Below are 20,385 nucleotides of genomic sequence, written 5' to 3' on the forward strand. Positions count from 1 at the left end.
GATCTTATAAAAAATCTGCAAATTAAACACGCATTGGCATCACAACATAGGTTTGATCTTGTTGTGATGGGTCATGAACCAATACAGATTGGTTGGCTTCAGTCATGGTCATCATCACATCGTCACCATCCAAGGCACCCAATACATCTAATAAATATTGCGCATTAAATGACATTTCCATCGGTGCATCAGCATATTGAATTACTAGATCTTCAATCGCCTCATCTTGTTCTGGATTATTGGCACGAAGTTGCAAACTATCCGCACTAAAATTTAAAAATACACCACGTAATTTTTCATTACTTAAAATGGCAACACGTTGCAGCGACTGTTTAAATACATCATGTGCAATCAATACATTTTTATCACCACCACGTGGAATCACACGACGGTAATCGGGGAATTTCCCATCAATTAGTTTAGTGGTAAAACGAACTGTGATACTGCCTTGTTCTTTGTCACGACTGGGTATGCTAATCGTCACATTTAACAATTCACGACCAATCAGTAAAGATAATTGCTCGTCTTCAATGCTGAGTAAGCGTTGTAATTCAGCAACCGCTTTCCGTGGAACAATAGCTTGAATGGCTTGAGTCGCAGTTGACGTTGCTGCTGTTTCACATAATGCTAAACGATGACCATCAGTAGTCACTGAACGAAGTTGATTTTGATCAATTTCAAGTAATGTCCCAGTCAAATAAAAACGTACATCTTGCACCGCCATCGCAAAAGCAGTTTTCTCAAACAAGCGTTTTAATTCGCGCTGAGTGACCGTAACTTGCGTACCCTGAGCATTTTCTGTGCTCAATAGTGGATAATCTTCAGCAGGCAGCGTTCCCAACACAAAACGGCTATTTCCCGATTTTAAAATACAACGATCTTCAGTAATTTGCAGGTCAATCAATGCCGCGCTTGGTAACGATTTACAGATGTCCATCAATTTACGTGCAGGAACAGTTGTCTCACCAACTTGTAAACATGCACCTTCAGTTAAATTCGTACTGGCAACCAATTCTACTTCTAAATCTGAACCAGTAATGGTTAATGATTCGGTGCTTACTTGAATCTTGACATTAGATAAAATATTTAAAGTATGGCGACGTTCAACCGCTCCTACGACATGTGATAGAACATTAAGTAAGCTTTCTTTCGCGATTTTCAAACGCACGGCACATTCCTCTAACAACTGAAGATTTCAGGTCAATTAATTAATTTTTTAGCAGTGTACTATGCGGCAGAATATGCCGCATTGCAAGAATAGAATTTGATCAAAATAGATCAACTTTGCAGCAAACGCTGCAAGTTTTTATAGTCTTCATTAAAGATCGGATCTTGTTCACGAAGGCTGAGTACTTTCTCACAAGCATGCATCACGGTACTGTGATCACGCCCCCCGAATGCCATACCAATTTCAGGAAAACTATCGCCGGTAAGTTCACGTGCAAGCCCCATAGCCAACTGACGTGGACGTGCATAAATACGGGTACGTTTAGGGCCCACAATTTCTTTTAATGGAATGCGAAAATATTCACTCACCACGCGCTGAATATTTTCAGTACTGATGGTTCTCGCACGAATCGCCAACACATCTTTTAACGATTCACGCACTACATCCAAATCAATCGATGTACCTTTAAAACGAGAAATAGCAACTACTTTATTGAGTGCACCTTCAAGCTCACGCACATTGGCCACGACTTGTTGTGCGACAAACAATGCACAATTACGCGGTAAATCTACGCCATTGCTTTCGGCTTTTTTCAACAAAATTTCAATACGAGTTTCAATATCTGGTGGCTCTACACCAACCGATAAGCCCCAAGAAAAACGAGAAACCAAACGTGCATCAAGTTCTGTGAGTTCTTTAGGATAACGATCAGAAGTCAAAATAATCTGCTTCGATTCATCCAGTAATGCGTTAAAAGTATAAAAGAATTCCACCAAACTGGCTTCTTTACCAGCAAGTAAATGAATATCATCGACCAATAGCAAATCTAAAGAACGACAGTTTTTCTTAAACTCTTCAACTTTGCCTTGTTGTAAAGAACTGACAAAATCTTGGACAAAACTCTCTGCGGTCATATACATGACACGTGCATTGGGTTTTGCTTGTAATAAAGCATTCCCCACAGCCTGCATTAAATGCGTTTTACCTAAACCTGTCGGGCCATATAAAAATAAAGGGTTATGTTGAGAAGCCCCTAATTGAGTGAGTACTTTACGACAAGTTTCCGCCGCCATTTGGTTAGAACGACCTTCAACAAATAACGAAAAAGTAAATAAGGGGTTTAATAAACGTTTACGACTATTTTTTACTGTTGATTCTTCTTTTTCTTTTCGTGGTTTAACCATTACAGCGGGAGCAGATTGTAATGCAGCAGTTGTCGTTGCAGGCTGTTCGTTGGCTGACAAAATTGCACCTGGACGAGAATCCACCAAAATTTCAACTTTACGTACCCGACCTTCCGACATTTGTTCTGCCAAAATCGTGATTAATTCAAGATGATGCTCTTGAATATAACGTGTCCAATAAGGATTTGGCGCATACAGTCTTAATGTGTCGTTAAGCTCTTCTGCAATCAAAGGGCGAATCCACATTGTAAAGACATTCCCCGAAAGCTCTTGTCGCAAACGAGTTAAACAGTCTGTCCAAAGCATGTGAAACCCCTATTTATTCCATTATTTATAAAAAAACCATTTAAGCCCGTCTAAGCGGGTCGCCATTCTATCGAAGTTATCCACATCTGTCATGGCAAAATTAAGGAAATATCATCCAAAAAAGAAATCTCAGTTTAAATTTAAACTTAAAGCGAGATGAGGATAAGTTTACCCGCAAGCTGTGGATAAAATATAGCATAAAGTTATCCACAAAATAATAACACTATAGAAACATAGTTACCCACAACATAATATGCTGTTTATAAAAAATAAAAAGTGCTTTTCCACAGGAAAATTGCCCCCTAATAGTAATAAATTTAAATTTATAAATTTGAATTTAATAATAAGAGCGGAACGACATGGGGATAACTCGCAATGGTTTAAATTTAAATTCAGAATAAAAAAGATTGATGTTATTGGTACTGGGTTGTGGATAATATTGTGAATATTTCTGTTTATAACTTATATTACCTTATTAATCAATGATTTATGTTGTGTGTAAATTTAAAACAACTTTAAATCAATTCAAAAATTCTGATGATCTTAATTTAAAAAAAAAGACTTATATTTGAAAGAAAGTTTATTTTGATTGACAGCTCATCATATGAGCACTAAAATCGCGAACCTTCATAGAAAGATCATTTTTGGAGTTTCGATATGAAACGTACATTCCAACCATCTGAATTAAAGCGTAAGCGTGTTCATGGTTTCCGTGCTCGTATGGCGACTAAAGCTGGCCGTCAAGTATTAGCTCGTCGTCGTGCAAAAGGTCGTAGTAGCTTAACTGTTTAATTAGTTAAGTTATTACGATTTTGGGTGTTATGACACTTTATGGCTTCAGCACAGACGTACGTATACGCTGTGCTGCCGATTATAAAAATGTGTTTGATGGTGCGCTTTTTAAAGTGCATCAACCCCATTTCTTATTTTTGGCAAAAAATTCCGAGCAGCCTTCAAGCCGTTTGGGTATTGTTGTTGCCAAGAAAAAAGTGCGTCGTGCACATGAAAGAAATAGAGTAAAACGTCTTGCTCGCGAAAGTTTTCGCCTACATCAACAGCAATTAGATTTATTAGATATTGTGGTCATGCCTAAAGTAGGCATTGAAGCAATTCCTAATGCAGAATTGCAGCAGCAATTACAATTTGCTTGGCAGAAATTGCAACGCCTTGCCAATAAGCATAAAAAGATAGCTCCCTCCCCACAAAAGTAGAGATGGCCAATGGTACGTTTACTGCATTGGTTGATTCGATTCTATCAGATCGCGATTAGTCCTTTATTGGGACCCCGCTGTCGTTATATTCCAACATGTTCTCAATACACTTTAGAAGCAGTCCATTCTTATGGTGCTGTGCGTGGTGCGTGGTTAGCTACAAAACGTATTTGTCGTTGTCATCCTTGGGGTGGTTCGGGGTATGATCCTGTTCCCCAGAAAGCAATTCGTTTTATTTCATTTCAGCAAATAGATTCTCAAATGCTTCACGTTGTTGTACCCTTTCGTGATCGTTTATTGAACCGAAATCACTCTAACTACTTGGGATAATAGATATGCAACAATGGGCCAGGTTTGCAATTCTAGGGGCCATGTTTGTCGTCGCATATTTGCTTATTTTGGCATGGCAAAAAGATTATGGTCATGCAGAAACCAAACCTCAGCAAGAAGCTGCGGTCGTTTCGCATGAAGTATCTGCAGATTTACCAAATGGTCAAACAGCTACTGCAGCGTCTGACATGCCTCAAGCAAATATTGCAACTCAGCAAACAACAACAGATGCTACGGCACCTGTAAGTCAACAGCTTATTTCAGTACAAACTGACCTTTATCATCTTTGGATTAATCCTAAAGGTGGTGACATTGTTCGTATTGAATTATTGAACCATGATAAAAATAAAGACAGTGATCAACCGTTTGTCATGCTGGAAAGCGATGCAAAACGTACTTACGTTGCTCAGTCTGGTTTGATTGGTTTAAATGGGCCAGACAGTAACCGTAATGGCCGCCCTGTTTATGAGATTGAAAAAGCATCTTATAACTTAGCGGATGCCAAAGCAGAAAAAACTGAAGATGGTAAAGTTGTTAAAGTTTTATCTGTGCCAATGGTTTATAAAACGGCTGATGGTGTGGAAATCATCAAAACATTTACCTTTAAACAAGGTGAATACCCGATTATTGTGAACCACAAAATTGTCAACCGTAGTGCAGGCAATTGGCAAGGTCAGATGTTTGGTCAAATCAAACGTGATAATTCGGATGATCCAGGTAAATCAGACCAAGGTATTTTCACCCTAGGAACATTCCTTGGAGGTGCTTGGGGTTCGCCTGAAGAACATTACAACAAGCTTAAATTTGCCAACTTCAATGAAGAAAAATTGAATGTAGAAGCAAAAGGTGGCTGGGTTGCAATGGTTCAACACTATTTTGTGAGTGCTTGGATTCCAGGTGATCTTAAACTGACTCAAGCTGATGGTCAGCCTTATAGTGCGAAATTAGAATCGCGTCAATCAACAGACAACATGAATATTATCGGTTTTACTTCACCGATGATTAATGTGCCTGCTGGTACTGCGGCTGAATTGGATGCGACGTTCTATTCAGGTCCTAAAGTTCAATCTGAGTTAAAAGATCTTGCTGTTGGTTTAAACCAAACTGTTGATTATGGTTGGTTATGGCCAATTGCGAAATTATTGTTCCTTGGTCTTCAATTCTTCCATAACATTGTGGGGAACTGGGGCTGGTCAATTATCTTATTGACTGTATTGGTGAAACTGATTCTTTGGCCATTGTCGTCTAAGAGCTACCGCTCTATGGCGAAAATGCGTGTGATTGCACCTGAAATGCAACGCATGAAAGAAGAGTTTGGTGAAGACCGTATGCGTTTCTCTCAAGAAATGATGGCACTGTATAAGCGTGAACAAGTTAACCCATTATCAGGTTGCTTGCCATTGCTATTACAAATGCCAATTTTCTTAGCCTTGTACTGGGTATTGATGGAGTCTGTAGAACTTCGTCACGCACCTTGGTTAGGCTGGATTCAAGATTTGTCTGCAATGGATCCGTGGTTTATCCTGCCGTTATTGATGGGTGCAACCATGTTTATTCAGCAGTCTTTAAATCCACAACCGGCTGATCCAATGCAGGCGAAAGTCTTCAAAATCATGCCAATTATCTTCACTGTATTTATGTTGTTCTTCCCTGCGGGCTTGGTGTTGTACTGGATTGTCAATAACAGTATCACCATCTTGCAACAAAGTTTGATCAACAAAGCTGTTGAAAAAGACCGTGCCAAACGCGAAGTTGTTTAATTACGACTGATTGCGAATAGCTGAATAAATCCGCTTAAGATGGTAATCTTAGGCGGATTTTTATTTGGCTGTGATTTAGGATTTTTTGAGGTGAATTTTATGCAAAACCGAACAACGATTGCTGCAATTGCAACTCCACCTGGGCGTGGAGGGGTTGGTGTCATTCGTCTGTCAGGTCCTAAATCCTATGCCATTGCCGAAGCTTTGACACAAAAAAACCTACCGAAGGCACGCTTTGCTGGTTTTCGTCAGTTTTATGATGCTGCTGGCGAGGTGATGGATGAAGGCTTAGCCATTTGCTTTCCAAATCCACATTCATTTACGGGTGAAGATGTGGTTGAGTTGCAAGGGCATGGTGGTCCTGTTATTCAAAATGCTTTGCTGGCACGGTTGCTTGAGTTGGGGGCGATTGCAGCTAAAGCGGGTGAATTTTCGATGCGTGCTTTTGAAAATGGCAAACTCGATTTGGTTCAAGCCGAAGCCATTGCTGACTTAATTGATGCAACTTCACAAGCTGCGGCTCGTTCTGCGGTGCGTTCTTTACAAGGTGCATTTTCAACGCGTGTAAACACCGTGTTAGAAAAACTGATTCATTTGCGTTTACATGTCGAGGCTGCGATTGACTTTCCAGAAGAAGAAATTGATTTTTTGGCTGATGGTAAAATTCTAGCGCTATTACAAGATGTGCAAAGCTCAGTTGCGGCAGTACAAGCCTCGGCACGTCAAGGTCAGTTGCTGCGTGAAGGTTTACAGGTAGTGATTGCAGGGAAACCCAATGCGGGAAAATCGTCGTTGTTGAATACCCTAGCAGGGAATGAGCGTGCCATTGTCACGGCTATTGCAGGTACAACACGCGATGTATTACATGAAAAAATTAGCTTAAATGGTTTGCCCATTACCCTCACTGATACTGCCGGTTTACGTGAAACGGGTGATATTGTGGAAAAAGAAGGCATTCGCCGCGCGATTAAAGAGATTGAACAAGCCGACTTGTTATTGTTGGTGTATGACTTAAGCCAAGGCGAAGACCCTTTGCTATTGGCACAGAATTATTTTGCCGAGCATCTTGAACCAAAACGTTTAATGTTAATTGCTAATAAGTGTGATTTAACCCATGCTACGGCAGATATTAGTGATTATCAGGGCTTCCGTCATATTACTGTGTCAGCTAAGCAAGAAACTGGCGTTCAATCGCTAATAGATGCGATTACAGCGCATGCAGGCTTCCAACCAGAAGAAGATACCTTTATTGCCCGTACACGTCATTTAGACGCAATGAAGCGTACGCAGGTGTATTTGACTGAAGCGCATGAGCAGTTGGTAGTGTATCAAGCGGGTGAGTTGGTGGCTGAGTCTTTGCGTCTGGCACAAAATGCCTTGGCAGAAATCACTGGTGAATTTAGTGCCGATGATTTATTAGGCAAAATTTTTGGATCATTCTGTATTGGAAAGTAATGCATAAAAGAATCAATTAAAGGGCATATTCGATGCCCTTTTTATTTTTAAAAGTTGATAAACAGCAGATAGATGATGTTGCACGACAATTTCTAGGTAAAAGATGTGCGGTAAAAAAAGTAAAACAGCATTTACGTCATAACATTGATGAATGAATAGCCACCGATTTTGTAAATTCTTTACAGTCCAAACTTTTCTAAAATCGATTTAAAAAATAACCTTCATTTGAAGGCTATTTTTTAAATGATGAAATTTTCTTATGCCAAACAAGTAAAGCTAGGCAGAGTAAACCAACGCCTATACAAAAGCCTAAAACACCGATGGTTAAACCAAAATGATCTGCTAAATAACCCACGGTAATAATGGGCACAATCGTGCCTAAATAAGCAATAAATAAATAAGTCGACATCACCGCTGCACGGTTATCTGCGCTAGTCATTTGGTGAATTAAACCAAATGCACCTAATAAGCCTAAGCCATGTCCTACACCCACCAAAATATCGCTGATAAAGAATAAAATGCTCCACTGCATACTCATACATAAGCTGAGTAAAATAAAACTGAGCACCAAGGACATCAGCCCTAAAGTTAAGCTTTTAGCAGCAGGAAGATCTTTAGCAAAAAACTGTACTAAAGCAGAAACCAGTAAAATACTAGAAATTGCAGTGCCACTAATTAAAGGTCCATGCCAAGGAATTAAATCTTTAACAAAAGAAGGTGATAGGGATGCAAATAAACTAAATGCGCCAAAAGCACAGAATGCGGTGAAACCTGCAATAAAAAATAAGGCTTTATGTTGGGCTTCTGGAGTTTCTAAATGCGGTGCAATTGAAAAAGGCTGAGCTTTAAACTGTGGTACTTTTAGCCAAAATAAACCGAAAAAGCATAAAATTGCAGCTGCAATAATGGGTAAATAAGGTGTTGTTAAGGGGGAAGTCGAAAATTGTGCAATTAATCCACCAGTAAACGGACCCAATCCAAAACCAATAACCGTAATGATCGAACTTAACTGGGGTGCATTTTGTTTATGACGGTCTGGAATAGTGGTAATGAGACCTAGCATTGCAGAAGTGCTAATGAGCCCTGAGGCAATACCAATAATAAAACGCCCGAAAGCCAACCAAGCTGCATTAGGTGCAATTGAGGAAATGGCTAAGCCTAAAATGACAAAAATGATCCCGATTTGTAAGGTACGTAGAAATCCTAAACTGTTGCTGATACGACCTAGGAAGAGCAAGGTTGCCAGACAACCAAACATATAGGCAACAAAGATATAGGTAATATGGCTGGGTAGCAGATGCCAGAGTTCTTGATAAATCGGATACAAAGGGCTGGCGAGTGCAGTTCCAATAGTTCCAATACAAAGTGCCAAGCTGACCATTAAAAATGGTCGCCATGATTGTTGAGTAGTCATGTATAGTCACAGAAATATTCACTAAATCTAAAAAATAGCGAATATTTGGAGAGAAAAATAAGAAGAGTTATAGATTAGTTCTTCTTCAACGACCGCGTCAATTTATAAGATGTAAATTATTTAACCATAACGCTTTAATAATTTTAAAAATTCAGCCAGTTCATGTTCATTAACTTCTGTATGTTCAGTAATCACGTGATGGCGCAAATGTGATTCAATTAATTCATTCATTAAACCATTCACAGCTCCTTTAATTGCAGCGACTTGCTGTAACACAGCAATGCACGAGCTTTCAGGGCTATTTAAAGCTTGCTCTACCGCATTAATTTGTCCTTTTAAGCGTTTAACACGATTTTGAATTTTCTGATCTTGATGTAAATGAGCCAATACAATACTCCAAAAAACAAATATACTATGGGGTAGTATATTTTAGCACTAAGATTATGCAAAAAGCCCCATTAACACGAACACACACTCATCAGTTTGATGAAGGTAATCCACTCGCACAAAAACGTATTCTATTCGCAACTATTCTAACGGCAGTCATGATGTTATTAGAAGTGATTGGTGGTTGGATTTACAATTCGATGGCTTTACTTGCTGATGGTTGGCATATGAGTTCGCATATGTTGGCATTGGGCTTGGCTTATTTTGCGTATCGCTCTGCACGTCATTATGCACAGGATAGCCGTTTTAGTTTTGGTACATGGAAAATTGAAATTTTAGCAGGTTATAGCAGTGCTATTTTATTGATGGTGGTGGCATTATTTATGGCCTTTCAGTCTATAGAACGACTATTTAATCCTGTCGATATTCACTATAACCAAGCCATTCCAATTGCAATTTTGGGCTTGGTGATTAATCTGATCTGCGCTTGGCTACTGTATGATGATCACCATCATGAAAATGAGCATACTCATATACATCATGACTTAAATCAAAAAGCAGCCTTTATGCATGTAGTAGCTGATGCGGTCACTTCAATTTTTGCCATCATTGCTTTGTGCGCGGCGAAGTATTTAGATTGGAGTTTTCTCGATGCAGTATTAGGCATTGTGGGATCAATTCTTATCGCAAAATGGGCAATGGGTCTGATAAAAGAGACGGGTAAAACCTTACTTGATGCAGAAATGAACCATCCTGTGGTCGAGGAGATTCGTGAAGTGATTGCTGAGTTTCCTAAGGCTGAGATTACCGATTTGCATGTGTGGAAAGTTGGAAAAGGAAAATTTGCCTGTATTTTATCTTTAGTCACTGATTCCGATTTAAATGCAGACCAAGTTCGTGAGGCTTTATCTATTCATGATGAAATCGTGCATATCTCGGTAGAAATAAATGCTCTGTAAAAAATGGACATGTTCCACGTGAAACCTTGAATCATGAAATATGTTTGGTTTAAGTAATGACGGTTAAAATTCACTAAAATTCTGCTTGGATTTTGAGTAGAATCGCGTTGAATAATTTGAACCTTTGAGTAAAAAACATGATTAAAAAAACATTGGCATTGGCTTTAGTCAGCTTTATTTCAACCTTAAGTCTGGCCAATGTTGATACGGTCAAGAGCAACCTCACTAAACAACACCCAAACTTGAAGATTGAAAATATTCAAATCACCGATATGAAAGGTATTTATAGTGGTTCGATGGATGGGCAAGTGGTGTATGTTGGTGAAGATACACAGCATATTTTAATTGGTTCAATGTTTCGTTTAAGTGATCAGAAAAATTTGACCAAAGATTTAGTGCTCAAGCAAAACAGTATTGATTGGAAAAAATTACCTTTGCAAGATGCAGTCAAAACAGTGCGAGGTAATGGTAAACGCCAGATTGCGGTATTTTCTGATCCAAATTGTCCATATTGTAAACAGCTTGAGACTGAGTTAAGCAAGTTGAATGATGTCACGATTTATACATTTATTTATTCTATTAAAACGCAATCTATTGCTGTTTCAAAACAGATTTTCTGTGAAAAAGATCCTGCTTTAGCATGGTCAAATTTGATGGCTAAAGGCATTCAACCGAGTTCGAAAAAAACCTGTGCCAATCCGATTGAGCGTAATTTAAGTTTAGGTAAATCATTGGCTTTAAATGGCACACCGGCGATTATTTTCTCTAATGGTTTTAAAGTGATGGGTGCCTACCCTGCGCAAGAAATAGAAAAAATGTGGCAAGAGTTAGGTTTGTAGGATGTATTGCTTGCTTAACTAAAGCATAAAAAAGTACCTTGATGAAAGGTACTTTTTTATTTGATGAGTTGGCATTTTAAACCGTCTTTAAGCCTTTAATTTTTTCGAAATCAAGTTATAAAGGAATAAGATGATAATGGCTCCAAGGACTGAGGTAATGAGTCCAGCGGCAGAATTTTCACCGTAGAGTCCGAGCAAACGCCCCCCATAAGTTGCTAATAAAGACCCTGCAATACCTAATAAAGCAGTAATAAAAAATCCTGCTTTATCATCTCCAGGATGAATTGCTCGAGCAATTAAGCCCGCAATAAAACCGATCACGATAGCAACGATGAGTGACCACATGTGTCTTCTCCTTTTTTTATCATTTGTTTATATACTTTTAATTCGCTTTCATTTTCATAATTAATCATTTATCGAAAATAAAAAAGGTCAATCATGCTAATAACTGTTGTTTTTATGTTCGTTTTTAAATGCAGCTGATAAAAAAGTGGCCGTCGGCCACTTTCAGTATTTATTACGCTTTTATAGACCAATTTCACCAATAAATGGAATATGGCGATATTTTTGGTCGAAGTCTAAGCCATAACCGACAATAAACTTATCTTCAACTTCAAAGCCTAAAAACTTCACATCAAGTTCAATTTCACGACGTGAAGGTTTACTAATTAAAGTACACAGTTCGATAGAGTTCGGACTACGAGTACTTAAAATTTCCAGAACTTTGCTGAGGGTGTTGCCTGAGTCAATAATATCTTCAATAATTAAAATATCTTTACCACGAATTTCACCATCTAAATCTTTTAAAATTTTGACATCACGGGTTGAAATTGTACCGCCACCGTAACTTGATACCGTCATAAAATCGAGTTCATGAGGTTTGCTAATCGCGCGGCATAAATCAGCCATGAAAATAACTGAACCACGAAGTAAACCAATCAGAACAAGTTCTTTGTCACTATGGGCATAGTGAGCATCAATTTTTGCACCAAGCTCTTTGACTTTAGCGTGAATTTCTTCTGCTGAGATCATTACGCTCATATGAACGGTCATGGGTAGATACCTAAAGCAAATCAAAAAATAAAAAAGGTGTTGACCAGCAACACCTCAAAAGATGTTTTAATTTTAATACATCTGCTCAAGAGATGCATCTTTTTTGCACCTGAAAATGTATCAAGCCCGATTTTGTGCGCTATCACGTTTCAGTAAAAAAGCACAAACGATGGTTACTCTAATGAGAAAAATCATCTTTTTACTGGTTTTTTTCTTGATTTGATTGTTTGACATAAGCCAATTCTCCATAAATATACGTGGCATGGATATTACGATCATCGCCCATGGTCATTAGGGCAAATAAAGCATCTTCTATGCCTTTGGCACGTTCTTGGCGTAGTGCTTGTAAGGCGGTTGCTTTTAAATCTAGCACAATAAAATCGGCTTCTTTGCCTAGATTAAAGTTGCCCAGTTTATCCGCTAAATCTAAGGCTTTAGCTCCACCTAAGGTCGCATGATACAAAGATTCAAAAGCAGAGAGTTTATCGCCCTGAAGTTGTTGCACTTTGTAAGCTTCATTTAAGGTTTGCAGTTGGTTAAATGAAGTGCCTGCACCAATGTCTGTGCCTAAGCCGACTTTAACTTGTTTTTCCCATGTTTTTTTCAGAGGAAATAAACCACTGCCTAAAAATAAATTAGAGGTTGGGCAAAAGGCAATGGCTGAGTTGGTCTCATGCATACAGTCCCATTCAGCTTCTTCTAAATGGATACAATGGGCAAATACCGAGCGCTGTCCTGTTAAACCATAATGATGATAAACATCTAAATAGCCGTGTTGTTCAGGGAATAATTCTTTAACCCAAGCAATTTCATTTTTGTTTTCACTTAAATGGGTATGTACATAGACTTCAGGATATTCAGCCTTTAACTGCCCTGCTTTTGCCAGTTGTTCAGGTGTTGAGGTCGGTGCGAAACGTGGGGTAATGGCATACAAGTTACGACCTTTACCATGCCATTTTTCAATCAGTGCTTTAGAGTCGTTATAAGCACTTTCTGCTGTATCACATAGGTCCTCAGGAGCATGACGATCCATCATCACCTTCCCTGCAATTAAACGCATGTGATGCTGTTCAGCCGCTTCAAATAATGCATTAACCGATTCAGCATGCACACTACAAAAGACTAAAGCAGTCGTGGTACCATTTTTGAGTAGTTCTTGGACAAAAAACTTTGCGATTTGGTCTGCATAGGCTTTGTCTTTAAATTGCAATTCTGTTGGGAATGTATAAGTGTTAAGCCATTCTAGCAGTTGCTCTCCATAAGCCCCGACCATTTCAGTTTGCGGGAAATGGATATGGGTATCAATAAAACCTGGCACAATGAGTTGCTCAGGATAATGCTCAAGCGGTATATCTTTATTCAGTAAACTTTGCCCATCTTGCCATGTTCCAAACCACGTGATTTTCCCTTCTGTAGTAATGATCAAACCATCTTCAAGGTAACGAATGGCTTGAGGAATATCTGCTGCTTGAGAAACAATGCGTTGAATATCAAGAAAGCGACCACGAACGGCGCGTTGAGTCTGAATGGGAGACATACAATAACCTTTAACTTGTAATTTTTTCGATTGATTGTACCTGAAATTATGCTGTTTTCAGGCATATTGAATGTTGATTGTGATGATATCTCAAGAAGGAAATGATGTACTTGGCTGAAAACTATCAAAATATGTTGAAGAAAAATCTTTTAAAGCATCGGGATATTTATGCCAGATTGCTTTTTTTACGAGAAGTGAAACCCGAAGCATTTTGTAGTGCAGGTGTGATTCGCAATCTGATTTGGTCTGTCGCGCATGATCAGCACTACGAGCTTTCACAGACTGAAATTGATGTGATTTTTTATGATGCAGAAGATGAATCTGGTTTTGAACAGCGGCATTTGGCTGAGATTTTAAAGCAGAAGTTTCCTGAAAATGACTGGGATGTCGTCAATCAGGCATGGGTACACCAGTGGTATATCACAGAAAATGGCGAATCGATTGCACCGTTACAATCGATTCAACATGCATTGTCTTTATGGCCTGAAACGGCGACGGCTGTGGCTGTGCGTTTATTGGAAAATAATGAGCTTGAGATTATTGCGCCGTTTGGTTTGGATGATTTATTTGAGTTAAAGCTAAGATGGAATGCAGCATTGGCGAGCCATCATGTTTTTATGCAAAGAATGGCAGAAAAACAGTTTTTGCAGAAATGGAACAAGTTAAGTTTGCTGTGATGGCTGAGCCTTAATGTATTTATGTACATATTTATGCATCGAATAGCTGTAGATGGCGTTGCTGTGTATTAGATATTTTATTGGGTTGTTATTTTGGGAATAAAAAAGCCCTCCACTTGGGAAGGCTTTTATAGTTAGCAAAACATTAAGACTGTGATTCTTGTTTCTTGTTATAGCGAATGGATAACCAAGCGGTAATGGCTAAAGTGATGACAATAAAGCCAAGTGAAATCCAAATTGGCATATGGAATACGTCTAGCATCAACATTTTGAAACCAATAAACAGCAAGATCAGTCCTAGACCGTAGGGTAAATAGTGCATCTTGGATGCAGACCCAGCCAGCAAGAAAAACATTGCACGTAAACCTAAAATCGCCATTAAATTTGCAGTTAAGACAATAAAGGGATCATTGGTGACTGCAAATATCGCAGGGATAGAATCCACAGCGAAAATCACATCTGATGCTTCAACTAAAATTAAAACCAGAAATAACGGTGTTGCCCAGAGCAGACCATTTTGACGAACAAAGAATTTATCCCCTTCCATCTGCGGTGTGATACGCATGTATTTACGCAACCACTTTAAAATCGCCATATCTTCAATATTTGGGTCTTCTTCATGCCCTTTTAAGAACTTAAAGCCGGTATAAACCAGGAATGCACCGAAAATATAAAGGATCCATGAGAACTCTTGTACGAACCATGCACCAATAAAAATAAAGATGGTTCTAAGAACAATGGCGCCAAGTACACCATAAAGCAGAATTTTACGCTGTAAAGCAGGTGGGATAGCGAAGGCAGCAAAAATCATTAACCAAACAAAGACGTTATCAATCGCCAGAGATTTCTCTAACAGATAACCAGCAAAGTATTCCATGACTTTGGTATTTGCGATGGCAACGCCAGCTGTTTGTTGTAGGTAAAGCCATAAGCCACCACCAAATAAAGTTGCGACAGAAACCCAAGCAATACTCCAGTACGCTGCCGTTTTAATTTTGACTTCTTGGCCGTGTTTGTGCTTAAAGCCTAAAAAGTCGATGGTGAGCATAACGGTAACTAAACCGAAGAATGCTAAATACAGCCATAAATTGCCAATTGTTTCCATGTGAATCCTCCACACCCGACAACTGGTCATAAAAAAACCTTGACCTGTTGCCAGATGATTTAAAACATCTGTGTCAACATGATCAAGGTCTTGCCTACATCTGAATACTTATATTGTGTAATTTCAGATGCTCAGATACCGACTTTTTGCAAAGTGTAATGACGATATTCTGACACGTAAGTCATTTAAAAATATCAAATAGCTTACGTTTGGAGGAGGCTACTCCCCTTGTTCAACTTAATTTAGTTTTGGATCAAATCCAAATATGGCTGAAGAATCGCATATTTATTGTCATTGTGCAAATTTTATCTACACATTTACAATTTCATAAAGTCTTTACGCTGCACTAGAACTAAAGCCAAAACTGTGCCGATAACGGCAACTAAGCCACCCACGAACCCAATATGAGTTAAACCATAATGTGCTGTAACCAAGCCACCTAATAATGCACCGCCCCCAATACCGACATTGTAAAGACCTGAATAAATGGCCATGGCGACATCGGTTGCATCTGACGCAAGGTTTAGCGTTTTGGCTTGCAGCGCTAAGCTCAAGCCAATAATACCCATTCCCCAAAATAAACTGAGGACATTTAAGCCAATGAGGTCTTGTGCCAGAGGCAGTAACAGCAACATGGAAATTGCTAAACATAGACTACTTAAAGGAATCGCGATTTTAGGATGTCGTGCACCAAATTTGCCAAATAAATAAGAACCTAGGAAGCCTGCTGCACCATAAACCAATAATAAAGTGGTGGTTTGTGATGAACTAAAATGTGCAATATTCAGGGTAAAGGGTTCGATATAACTATAAGCGGTAAATTGTGCGCTAATCATGATGACGGTCAATGCAAAGACCAGCATTAAACTTGGACGTTTAAATAGGATGCCAATACTTTTGAATGACCCTGAATTGATACTGGGGAGTTTAGGCAGCATTTTTGCCAAGGTCAGACAGACGATTGCTGCGCCAATGGCAATTAAAGCAAAGGTATTTCGCCAACCGTAGGCTTCACCAATCATACGACCGAAAGGAATACCTAAAACCATGGCTAATGCAGTCCCTGTTGCCAATAAACCCAGTGCTTGAAATTCTTTGCCCTTAGGTGCAACCCGAACCGCCAGCGAGGCGGTGATCGACCAGAACAGCGCATGAGAAAATGCAATACCAATACGGCTTACTAAAAGTGCATTAAAGCTCCATGCAAAATATGAAAGTATGTGACAGGCAATAAAAACTATAAATAATGTGATTAATAAGAAGCGTCGTTCAATATTTTTAGTCATCAACATCATGGGCAATGAAATAGGTGCAACCACCCATGCATAAATGGTGATCATGATGCCTACATCAGTTGCAGGCATGGCAAAGCTCTGACCAATATCACTTAGCAATGCCACAGGAATAAATTCGGTGGTATTAAAAATAAAGGCAGCGAAGGCAAGCGTGATGACACAGACCCATTGGCGTGATGGATTGGGAGAAGTTGTTTCTAAAGATGACATTGACATAAGTTAGGAAACTTAAATGAGCAGCATCCAATTTTAAGCGCAAAGTTGCGTGATGTTAAGCTTTAATCTTTTGTTCGTGCAGATAGCAAAAGATAAAGTCATATTCTAAGACTTTCAGGTTAAGGGCAAATTTAAGCTTTGCGATTTGAGTTCTTTTCGAGGTCGACTATTTGATTAGAAAATATCTATTCATGATTTTTGAAATTTGAGGGTGGGTTTGATACAGTGCCAGTGTATTAAAAAATTAAAAGAGATGAAGATGCAATTTCAACATTTAGATAATAAACAAAAGGGTGAATTCTTTTTGGACGATGCTCAAGGTAAGCGCATTGCAGAAATCAGTTATGTCTGGCGTAGTGAAGATATTATTGTGGCAGATCATACTTGGGTGGATGACTCTTTGCGTGGGCAAGGTGCCGCGCGAAAGTTACTGGATATTTTAGTTGAATTTGCACGTGAAAAGCAGTTAAAAATTGTACCGACTTGTTCTTATGTAGATACGATGTTTAAACGGGATCAAAGTTTGTTAGATGTGGCTGCTTAATATATTTTTTGCATCAACAATAAAATGACAATAATTAAAAACTAAAAAGCCAATTCATATTTATGAATTGGCTTTTTAGAAGTACAACGGTGAATTTTAAGCTTTTAACGCAGCAATTAATTTCTGATGTAATCCGCCAAAACCGCCATTCGACATAATCACTACAGCATCACCCTCGCCTGCCTCACTGATCACTGTTTGAATAATATCGTCCAGTGAGCGAGCAACCACGGCTTTATTTGAAGCAGCATCAATCACTGGTTGTAAATCCCAGTCCAAACCTTCAGGTTGATACCAAATGACTTCATCGGCTAAACGTGCAGAATGAGCTAAACCGTCTTTATGGCTTCCCATACGCATGGTGTTGGAGCGTGGTTCAATAATCGCCCAAAGTTTACGTTCGGCAAGGCGTTTACGTGCGCCGTCTAAAGTGGTTTCAATCGCGGTTGGATGATGAGCAAAGTCGTCATACACTTCAATGCCACGCACTGTGCCCAACAATTCCATACGGCGTTTTACACCGCCAAAATTTGATAATGCTTCACAAGCGGTTTCAATCGAAACACCGACATGCTCAGCAGCGGCAATCGTTGCTAAAGCATTGGCAACGCTATGCTGCCCTGTCATATTCCATCTAACGATACCTTTCACAACACCATTTTCTAATACTTTAAAATGTGAACCGTCAGCAGCTAATTGTTCCGCAGAAAGCGATGCTTTGGCATTTGCTTCTAAACTGGTTCGAACCACAGGCGTCCAACAGCCCATTTCCAAAACTTCATCAATATTGCTTTCAGTAATTGGTGCAATAATGCGACCTTCACTTGGAATGGTACGGACTAAATGATGGAATTGTTTTTGAATAGCAGCCAAGTCATCAAAAATATCGGCATGGTCAAATTCAAGGTTATTCAAAATGGCTGTTTTAGGATGGTAGTGCACAAACTTAGAACGCTTGTCGAAGAATGCTGAATCGTATTCATCGGCTTCGACACAGAAGTATTTTCCACCACCTAAACGTGCGCTTTCGCTAAAACCTAAAGGAACACCGCCAATCAAGAACCCCGGATTTAAACCGGCTTGATCCAGTACCCAAGCCAACATGGTCGTGGTTGTAGTTTTACCGTGAGTTCCTGCAACCCCTAAAATATGTTTGCCTTGTAGAACATGATCGGCAAGGAATTGTGGCCCTGAAATATACGGTAAACCTTCATTGAGCATATATTCAATAGCATCAATGCCGCGCTTCATGGCATTGCCAACAATCACCAAATCAGGATGAGGTTGTAAATGGCTACGGTCATAGCCTTGCATTAAGGTAATGCCTGCATTTTCAAGTTGGGTCGACATCGGTGGATAGACATTTGCATCTGAACCCGTCACTTTATGACCTAAGTCGCGCGCTAACAGCGCCAGTGAACCCATAAATGTGCCACAGATACCCAAAATATGCAGATGCATACACTTAACTCCGCTGTGTTTTAGACACATCACTTTTTGATTGTGCTGTTGTCGTGATTAATTTGATTTGAAAGCAACGATAGCAAGGGTTTTACTGAAAAGATAGTTTTTCTTGTATCTATTCATGGGATTGTAGGATGTGTTTTATAGTGTTGTTCGAGGCATATTGTCGGGAAGAAAAATCAGCATTTAAATGACATGATTTTTTATTTAAAAAACGTAAAATATTCACGATTGTTCCAGATAAATTCAGCATGTTATTTCCCCTGTTACTTTTAATTGTCTCGAATTGTTTTATGACTTTGGCTTGGTATGGTCATCTGAAATTTTTACATGGTGCGCCACTTTGGCAGGCGATTTTATTTGGCTGGCTGATTGCCCTGCTCGAATATAGTTTTATGATTCCTGCCACACGCTTGCTCTCCCAACAAGGTTGGTCATTGGGTGAGATGAAAATCACGCAGGAAGTGGTGACTTTGCTGGTTTTTGTGCTTTTTATGATTTTTCTATTTAAACAGCCTTTTAAGCTGGATTATGTGTGGGCAGGATTGTGTCTTTTAGGTTGTGTATATTTTGTTTTTAGAAGTCAGTAAATACTAATAAATGCATCTCAATTTTTATAATTTTGCACAGCCACATTTTACATTGAGAATTTATATACATTGTGGAGGCAATTCCCCTACTTTGTTTTTGAACAAAGTAGGCAAAACCATTATTGGCTTAAGGCGATGTCCATATTCCCCAATCCAACGGTTGCATAATTTGTGATTTTTAAAAGCCTGAATGAATTATTTCCCTAAAAAATAGCGGAAATATCGCACTACAGTATCTGTTAAATTTTGGTGAGACGAATTTTCAGTCTATAATAGCGAGCTTCTGATTCATGTAAAGCTTGGCTCTCGTCGAGATTTATCCTTCCTTACATTCGTTTATGGAATATTTGCAATGAATGCGGCCGCTGCACAAGACGCTCCTTTAGTTGGAATTATCATGGGTTCTCAATCTGATTGGGCAACTTTAGAACACACTGCCAATATGCTCAAACAGCTTGGTGTCCCTTTTGAAGCTGAAGTCGTTTCTGCACATCGTACGCCTGACCGTTTATTCGAATATGCTGAAACAGCACGTGAACGTGGTATTCAGGTGATTATTGCGGGTGCAGGTGGTGCAGCGCATTTACCGGGTATGTGTGCGGCGAAAACTGATTTACCTGTACTGGGTGTTCCTGTTAAATCGTCTATTTTAAATGGCGTCGATTCATTGCTTTCTATCGTACAAATGCCTGCGGGTATTGCGGTCGGTACATTGGCGATTGGCCCTGCTGGTGCAACCAATGCGGCAATTATGGCAGCGCAAATTTTAGGTCTGACACGTCCTGAAATTGCAAAAAATGTTGCCCAATTCCGTGATGCACAAACTGAAAAAGTGGCAAGCAACAATATTCCAGGTCACATTCCGAGCCAAGCTTAAAACGGGACACACGT

Annotated in this window: 21 protein-coding genes and 1 pseudogene; 12 read left to right on the forward strand and 10 right to left on the reverse strand. The window is 39.3% G+C overall.

Annotated features, from left to right (window positions below):
• Positions 1–22 precede the first annotated feature (22 nt).
• Both dnaN and dnaA read right to left on the reverse strand, forming a co-directional pair.
• Positions 23–1,168 carry a DNA polymerase III subunit beta gene (dnaN, locus tag B9T25_RS14010; protein WP_086189027.1) on the reverse strand — a complete coding sequence of 382 codons (1,146 nt, stop codon included), beginning with the start codon at positions 1,166–1,168 and terminating at the stop codon, positions 23–25.
• Between the two features lie 110 nt (positions 1,169–1,278).
• Complete coding sequence (gene dnaA / locus B9T25_RS14015) at positions 1,279–2,658, reverse strand: chromosomal replication initiator protein DnaA (RefSeq protein ID WP_086189028.1); 1,380 nt, start codon at positions 2,656–2,658, stop codon at positions 1,279–1,281.
• Between the two features lie 657 nt (positions 2,659–3,315).
• Here dnaA and rpmH point away from each other — a divergent pair.
• The 6 genes from rpmH to B9T25_RS14795 all read left to right on the forward strand — a co-directional run bounded on the left by rpmH (position 3,316) and on the right by B9T25_RS14795 (position 7,569).
• Entirely contained in the window at positions 3,316–3,450 is a 135-nt protein-coding gene (gene rpmH / locus B9T25_RS14025; RefSeq protein WP_086189030.1) for a 50S ribosomal protein L34, read from the forward strand.
• Between the two features lie 29 nt (positions 3,451–3,479).
• Positions 3,480–3,869, forward strand: a complete 390-nt coding sequence (rnpA, locus tag B9T25_RS14030) for a ribonuclease P protein component (RefSeq protein ID WP_086189031.1) — start codon at positions 3,480–3,482, stop codon at positions 3,867–3,869.
• 9 nt (positions 3,870–3,878) lie between these two features.
• Complete coding sequence (gene yidD / locus B9T25_RS14035; RefSeq protein ID WP_086189032.1) at positions 3,879–4,199, forward strand: membrane protein insertion efficiency factor YidD; 321 nt, start codon at positions 3,879–3,881, stop codon at positions 4,197–4,199.
• 5 nt (positions 4,200–4,204) lie between these two features.
• Entirely contained in the window at positions 4,205–5,959 is a 1,755-nt protein-coding gene (gene yidC / locus B9T25_RS14040; protein WP_086189033.1) for a membrane protein insertase YidC, read from the forward strand.
• A 99-nt stretch (positions 5,960–6,058) separates the two neighbouring features.
• A complete protein-coding gene (gene mnmE / locus B9T25_RS14045; protein WP_086189051.1) occupies positions 6,059–7,414 on the forward strand; it encodes a tRNA uridine-5-carboxymethylaminomethyl(34) synthesis GTPase MnmE in 1,356 nt (451 codons plus the stop codon).
• A gap of 32 nt (positions 7,415–7,446) precedes the next feature.
• Positions 7,447–7,569 carry a hypothetical protein gene (locus B9T25_RS14795; protein ID WP_265733495.1) on the forward strand — a complete coding sequence of 41 codons (123 nt, stop codon included), beginning with the start codon at positions 7,447–7,449 and terminating at the stop codon, positions 7,567–7,569.
• Between the two features lie 77 nt (positions 7,570–7,646).
• Here the strand turns inward: B9T25_RS14795 and B9T25_RS14050 are convergent, their stop codons facing one another.
• Positions 7,647–8,795, reverse strand: a complete 1,149-nt coding sequence (locus B9T25_RS14050; RefSeq protein WP_086189034.1) for an MFS transporter — start codon at positions 8,793–8,795, stop codon at positions 7,647–7,649.
• Positions 8,796–8,948: 153 nt separating this feature from the next.
• On the reverse strand, positions 8,949–9,215 hold the full coding sequence (locus tag B9T25_RS14055) for a metal/formaldehyde-sensitive transcriptional repressor (RefSeq protein WP_086189035.1): 267 nt from the start codon (positions 9,213–9,215) through the stop codon (positions 8,949–8,951).
• A gap of 56 nt (positions 9,216–9,271) precedes the next feature.
• On the opposite strand from B9T25_RS14055, the pseudogene dmeF reads away from it, so the two are divergent.
• Positions 9,272–10,227: pseudogene (gene dmeF, locus B9T25_RS14060) on the forward strand (CDF family Co(II)/Ni(II) efflux transporter DmeF).
• A gap of 84 nt (positions 10,228–10,311) precedes the next feature.
• Positions 10,312–11,013, forward strand: coding sequence for a DsbC family protein (locus tag B9T25_RS14065; RefSeq protein WP_086189036.1), 702 nt, complete (start codon positions 10,312–10,314; stop codon positions 11,011–11,013).
• Positions 11,014–11,100: 87 nt separating this feature from the next.
• On the opposite strand, the gene B9T25_RS14070 is transcribed toward B9T25_RS14065, so the two are convergent.
• The 3 genes from B9T25_RS14070 to guaD all read right to left on the reverse strand — a co-directional run bounded on the left by B9T25_RS14070 (position 11,101) and on the right by guaD (position 13,603).
• Positions 11,101–11,358: a GlsB/YeaQ/YmgE family stress response membrane protein gene (locus B9T25_RS14070; RefSeq protein ID WP_086189037.1), complete on the reverse strand. Its 258-nt coding sequence runs from the start codon at positions 11,356–11,358 to the stop codon at positions 11,101–11,103.
• Positions 11,359–11,538: 180 nt separating this feature from the next.
• A complete protein-coding gene (gene hpt / locus B9T25_RS14075) occupies positions 11,539–12,066 on the reverse strand; it encodes a hypoxanthine phosphoribosyltransferase (RefSeq protein WP_086189038.1) in 528 nt (175 codons plus the stop codon).
• Between the two features lie 199 nt (positions 12,067–12,265).
• Positions 12,266–13,603: a guanine deaminase gene (gene guaD, locus B9T25_RS14080; RefSeq protein ID WP_086189039.1), complete on the reverse strand. Its 1,338-nt coding sequence runs from the start codon at positions 13,601–13,603 to the stop codon at positions 12,266–12,268.
• 104 nt (positions 13,604–13,707) lie between these two features.
• On the opposite strand from guaD, the gene B9T25_RS14085 reads away from it, so the two are divergent.
• Entirely contained in the window at positions 13,708–14,280 is a 573-nt protein-coding gene (locus B9T25_RS14085; RefSeq protein WP_228146894.1) for a nucleotidyltransferase family protein, read from the forward strand.
• 145 nt (positions 14,281–14,425) lie between these two features.
• Here B9T25_RS14085 and B9T25_RS14090 read toward each other — a convergent pair whose 3' ends face one another.
• Positions 14,426–15,385, reverse strand: coding sequence for a TerC family protein (locus B9T25_RS14090; RefSeq protein WP_086189040.1), 960 nt, complete (start codon positions 15,383–15,385; stop codon positions 14,426–14,428).
• 317 nt (positions 15,386–15,702) lie between these two features.
• The gene (locus tag B9T25_RS14095; protein ID WP_171262800.1) at positions 15,703–16,890 is read right to left on the reverse strand and encodes a sugar transporter; all 1,188 of its coding nucleotides are present in this window, start codon (positions 16,888–16,890) and stop codon (positions 15,703–15,705) included.
• 265 nt (positions 16,891–17,155) lie between these two features.
• Between B9T25_RS14095 and B9T25_RS14100 the strand changes: the two genes are divergently transcribed.
• Positions 17,156–17,440: a GNAT family N-acetyltransferase gene (locus tag B9T25_RS14100; RefSeq protein ID WP_086189042.1), complete on the forward strand. Its 285-nt coding sequence runs from the start codon at positions 17,156–17,158 to the stop codon at positions 17,438–17,440.
• 96 nt (positions 17,441–17,536) lie between these two features.
• On the opposite strand, the gene mpl is transcribed toward B9T25_RS14100, so the two are convergent.
• Positions 17,537–18,901, reverse strand: a complete 1,365-nt coding sequence (mpl, locus tag B9T25_RS14105; protein WP_086189043.1) for a UDP-N-acetylmuramate:L-alanyl-gamma-D-glutamyl-meso-diaminopimelate ligase — start codon at positions 18,899–18,901, stop codon at positions 17,537–17,539.
• 254 nt (positions 18,902–19,155) lie between these two features.
• Between mpl and B9T25_RS14110 the strand changes: the two genes are divergently transcribed.
• Both B9T25_RS14110 and purE read left to right on the forward strand, forming a co-directional pair.
• On the forward strand, positions 19,156–19,494 hold the full coding sequence (locus B9T25_RS14110) for a DMT family protein (protein ID WP_086189044.1): 339 nt from the start codon (positions 19,156–19,158) through the stop codon (positions 19,492–19,494).
• Between the two features lie 352 nt (positions 19,495–19,846).
• Entirely contained in the window at positions 19,847–20,371 is a 525-nt protein-coding gene (purE, locus tag B9T25_RS14115; protein ID WP_086185435.1) for a 5-(carboxyamino)imidazole ribonucleotide mutase, read from the forward strand.
• The last annotated feature ends 14 nt before the right edge of the window (positions 20,372–20,385 follow it).

This window comes from Acinetobacter sp. ANC 4470 (genome assembly GCF_002135335.1).
Lineage (GTDB): Bacteria > Pseudomonadota > Gammaproteobacteria > Pseudomonadales > Moraxellaceae > Acinetobacter.

Bases quoted from the DNA above. Each gene is read 5' to 3' on its own strand.
- dnaA (WP_086189028.1), bottom strand. From the start codon at position 2,658: ATGCTTTGGACAGACTGTTTAACTCGTTTGCGACAAGAGCTTTCGGGG.
- rpmH (WP_086189030.1), top strand. From the start codon at position 3,316: ATGAAACGTACATTCCAACCATCTGAATTAAAGCGTAAGCGTGTTCAT.
- rnpA (WP_086189031.1), top strand. From the start codon at position 3,480: ATGACACTTTATGGCTTCAGCACAGACGTACGTATACGCTGTGCTGCC.
- yidD (WP_086189032.1), top strand. From the start codon at position 3,879: ATGGTACGTTTACTGCATTGGTTGATTCGATTCTATCAGATCGCGATT.
- yidC (WP_086189033.1), top strand. From the start codon at position 4,205: ATGCAACAATGGGCCAGGTTTGCAATTCTAGGGGCCATGTTTGTCGTC.
- mnmE (WP_086189051.1), top strand. From the start codon at position 6,059: ATGCAAAACCGAACAACGATTGCTGCAATTGCAACTCCACCTGGGCGT.
- B9T25_RS14795 (WP_265733495.1), top strand. From the start codon at position 7,447: ATGCCCTTTTTATTTTTAAAAGTTGATAAACAGCAGATAGATGATGTT.
- B9T25_RS14050 (WP_086189034.1), bottom strand. From the start codon at position 8,795: ATGGTCAGCTTGGCACTTTGTATTGGAACTATTGGAACTGCACTCGCC.
- B9T25_RS14065 (WP_086189036.1), top strand. From the start codon at position 10,312: ATGATTAAAAAAACATTGGCATTGGCTTTAGTCAGCTTTATTTCAACC.
- B9T25_RS14070 (WP_086189037.1), bottom strand. From the start codon at position 11,358: ATGTGGTCACTCATCGTTGCTATCGTGATCGGTTTTATTGCGGGCTTA.
- hpt (WP_086189038.1), bottom strand. From the start codon at position 12,066: ATGACCGTTCATATGAGCGTAATGATCTCAGCAGAAGAAATTCACGCT.
- guaD (WP_086189039.1), bottom strand. From the start codon at position 13,603: ATGTCTCCCATTCAGACTCAACGCGCCGTTCGTGGTCGCTTTCTTGAT.
- B9T25_RS14085 (WP_228146894.1), top strand. From the start codon at position 13,708: ATGTACTTGGCTGAAAACTATCAAAATATGTTGAAGAAAAATCTTTTA.
- B9T25_RS14090 (WP_086189040.1), bottom strand. From the start codon at position 15,385: ATGGAAACAATTGGCAATTTATGGCTGTATTTAGCATTCTTCGGTTTA.
- B9T25_RS14095 (WP_171262800.1), bottom strand. From the start codon at position 16,890: ATGTCATCTTTAGAAACAACTTCTCCCAATCCATCACGCCAATGGGTC.
- B9T25_RS14100 (WP_086189042.1), top strand. From the start codon at position 17,156: ATGCAATTTCAACATTTAGATAATAAACAAAAGGGTGAATTCTTTTTG.
- mpl (WP_086189043.1), bottom strand. From the start codon at position 18,901: ATGCATCTGCATATTTTGGGTATCTGTGGCACATTTATGGGTTCACTG.
- B9T25_RS14110 (WP_086189044.1), top strand. From the start codon at position 19,156: ATGTTATTTCCCCTGTTACTTTTAATTGTCTCGAATTGTTTTATGACT.
- purE (WP_086185435.1), top strand. From the start codon at position 19,847: ATGAATGCGGCCGCTGCACAAGACGCTCCTTTAGTTGGAATTATCATG.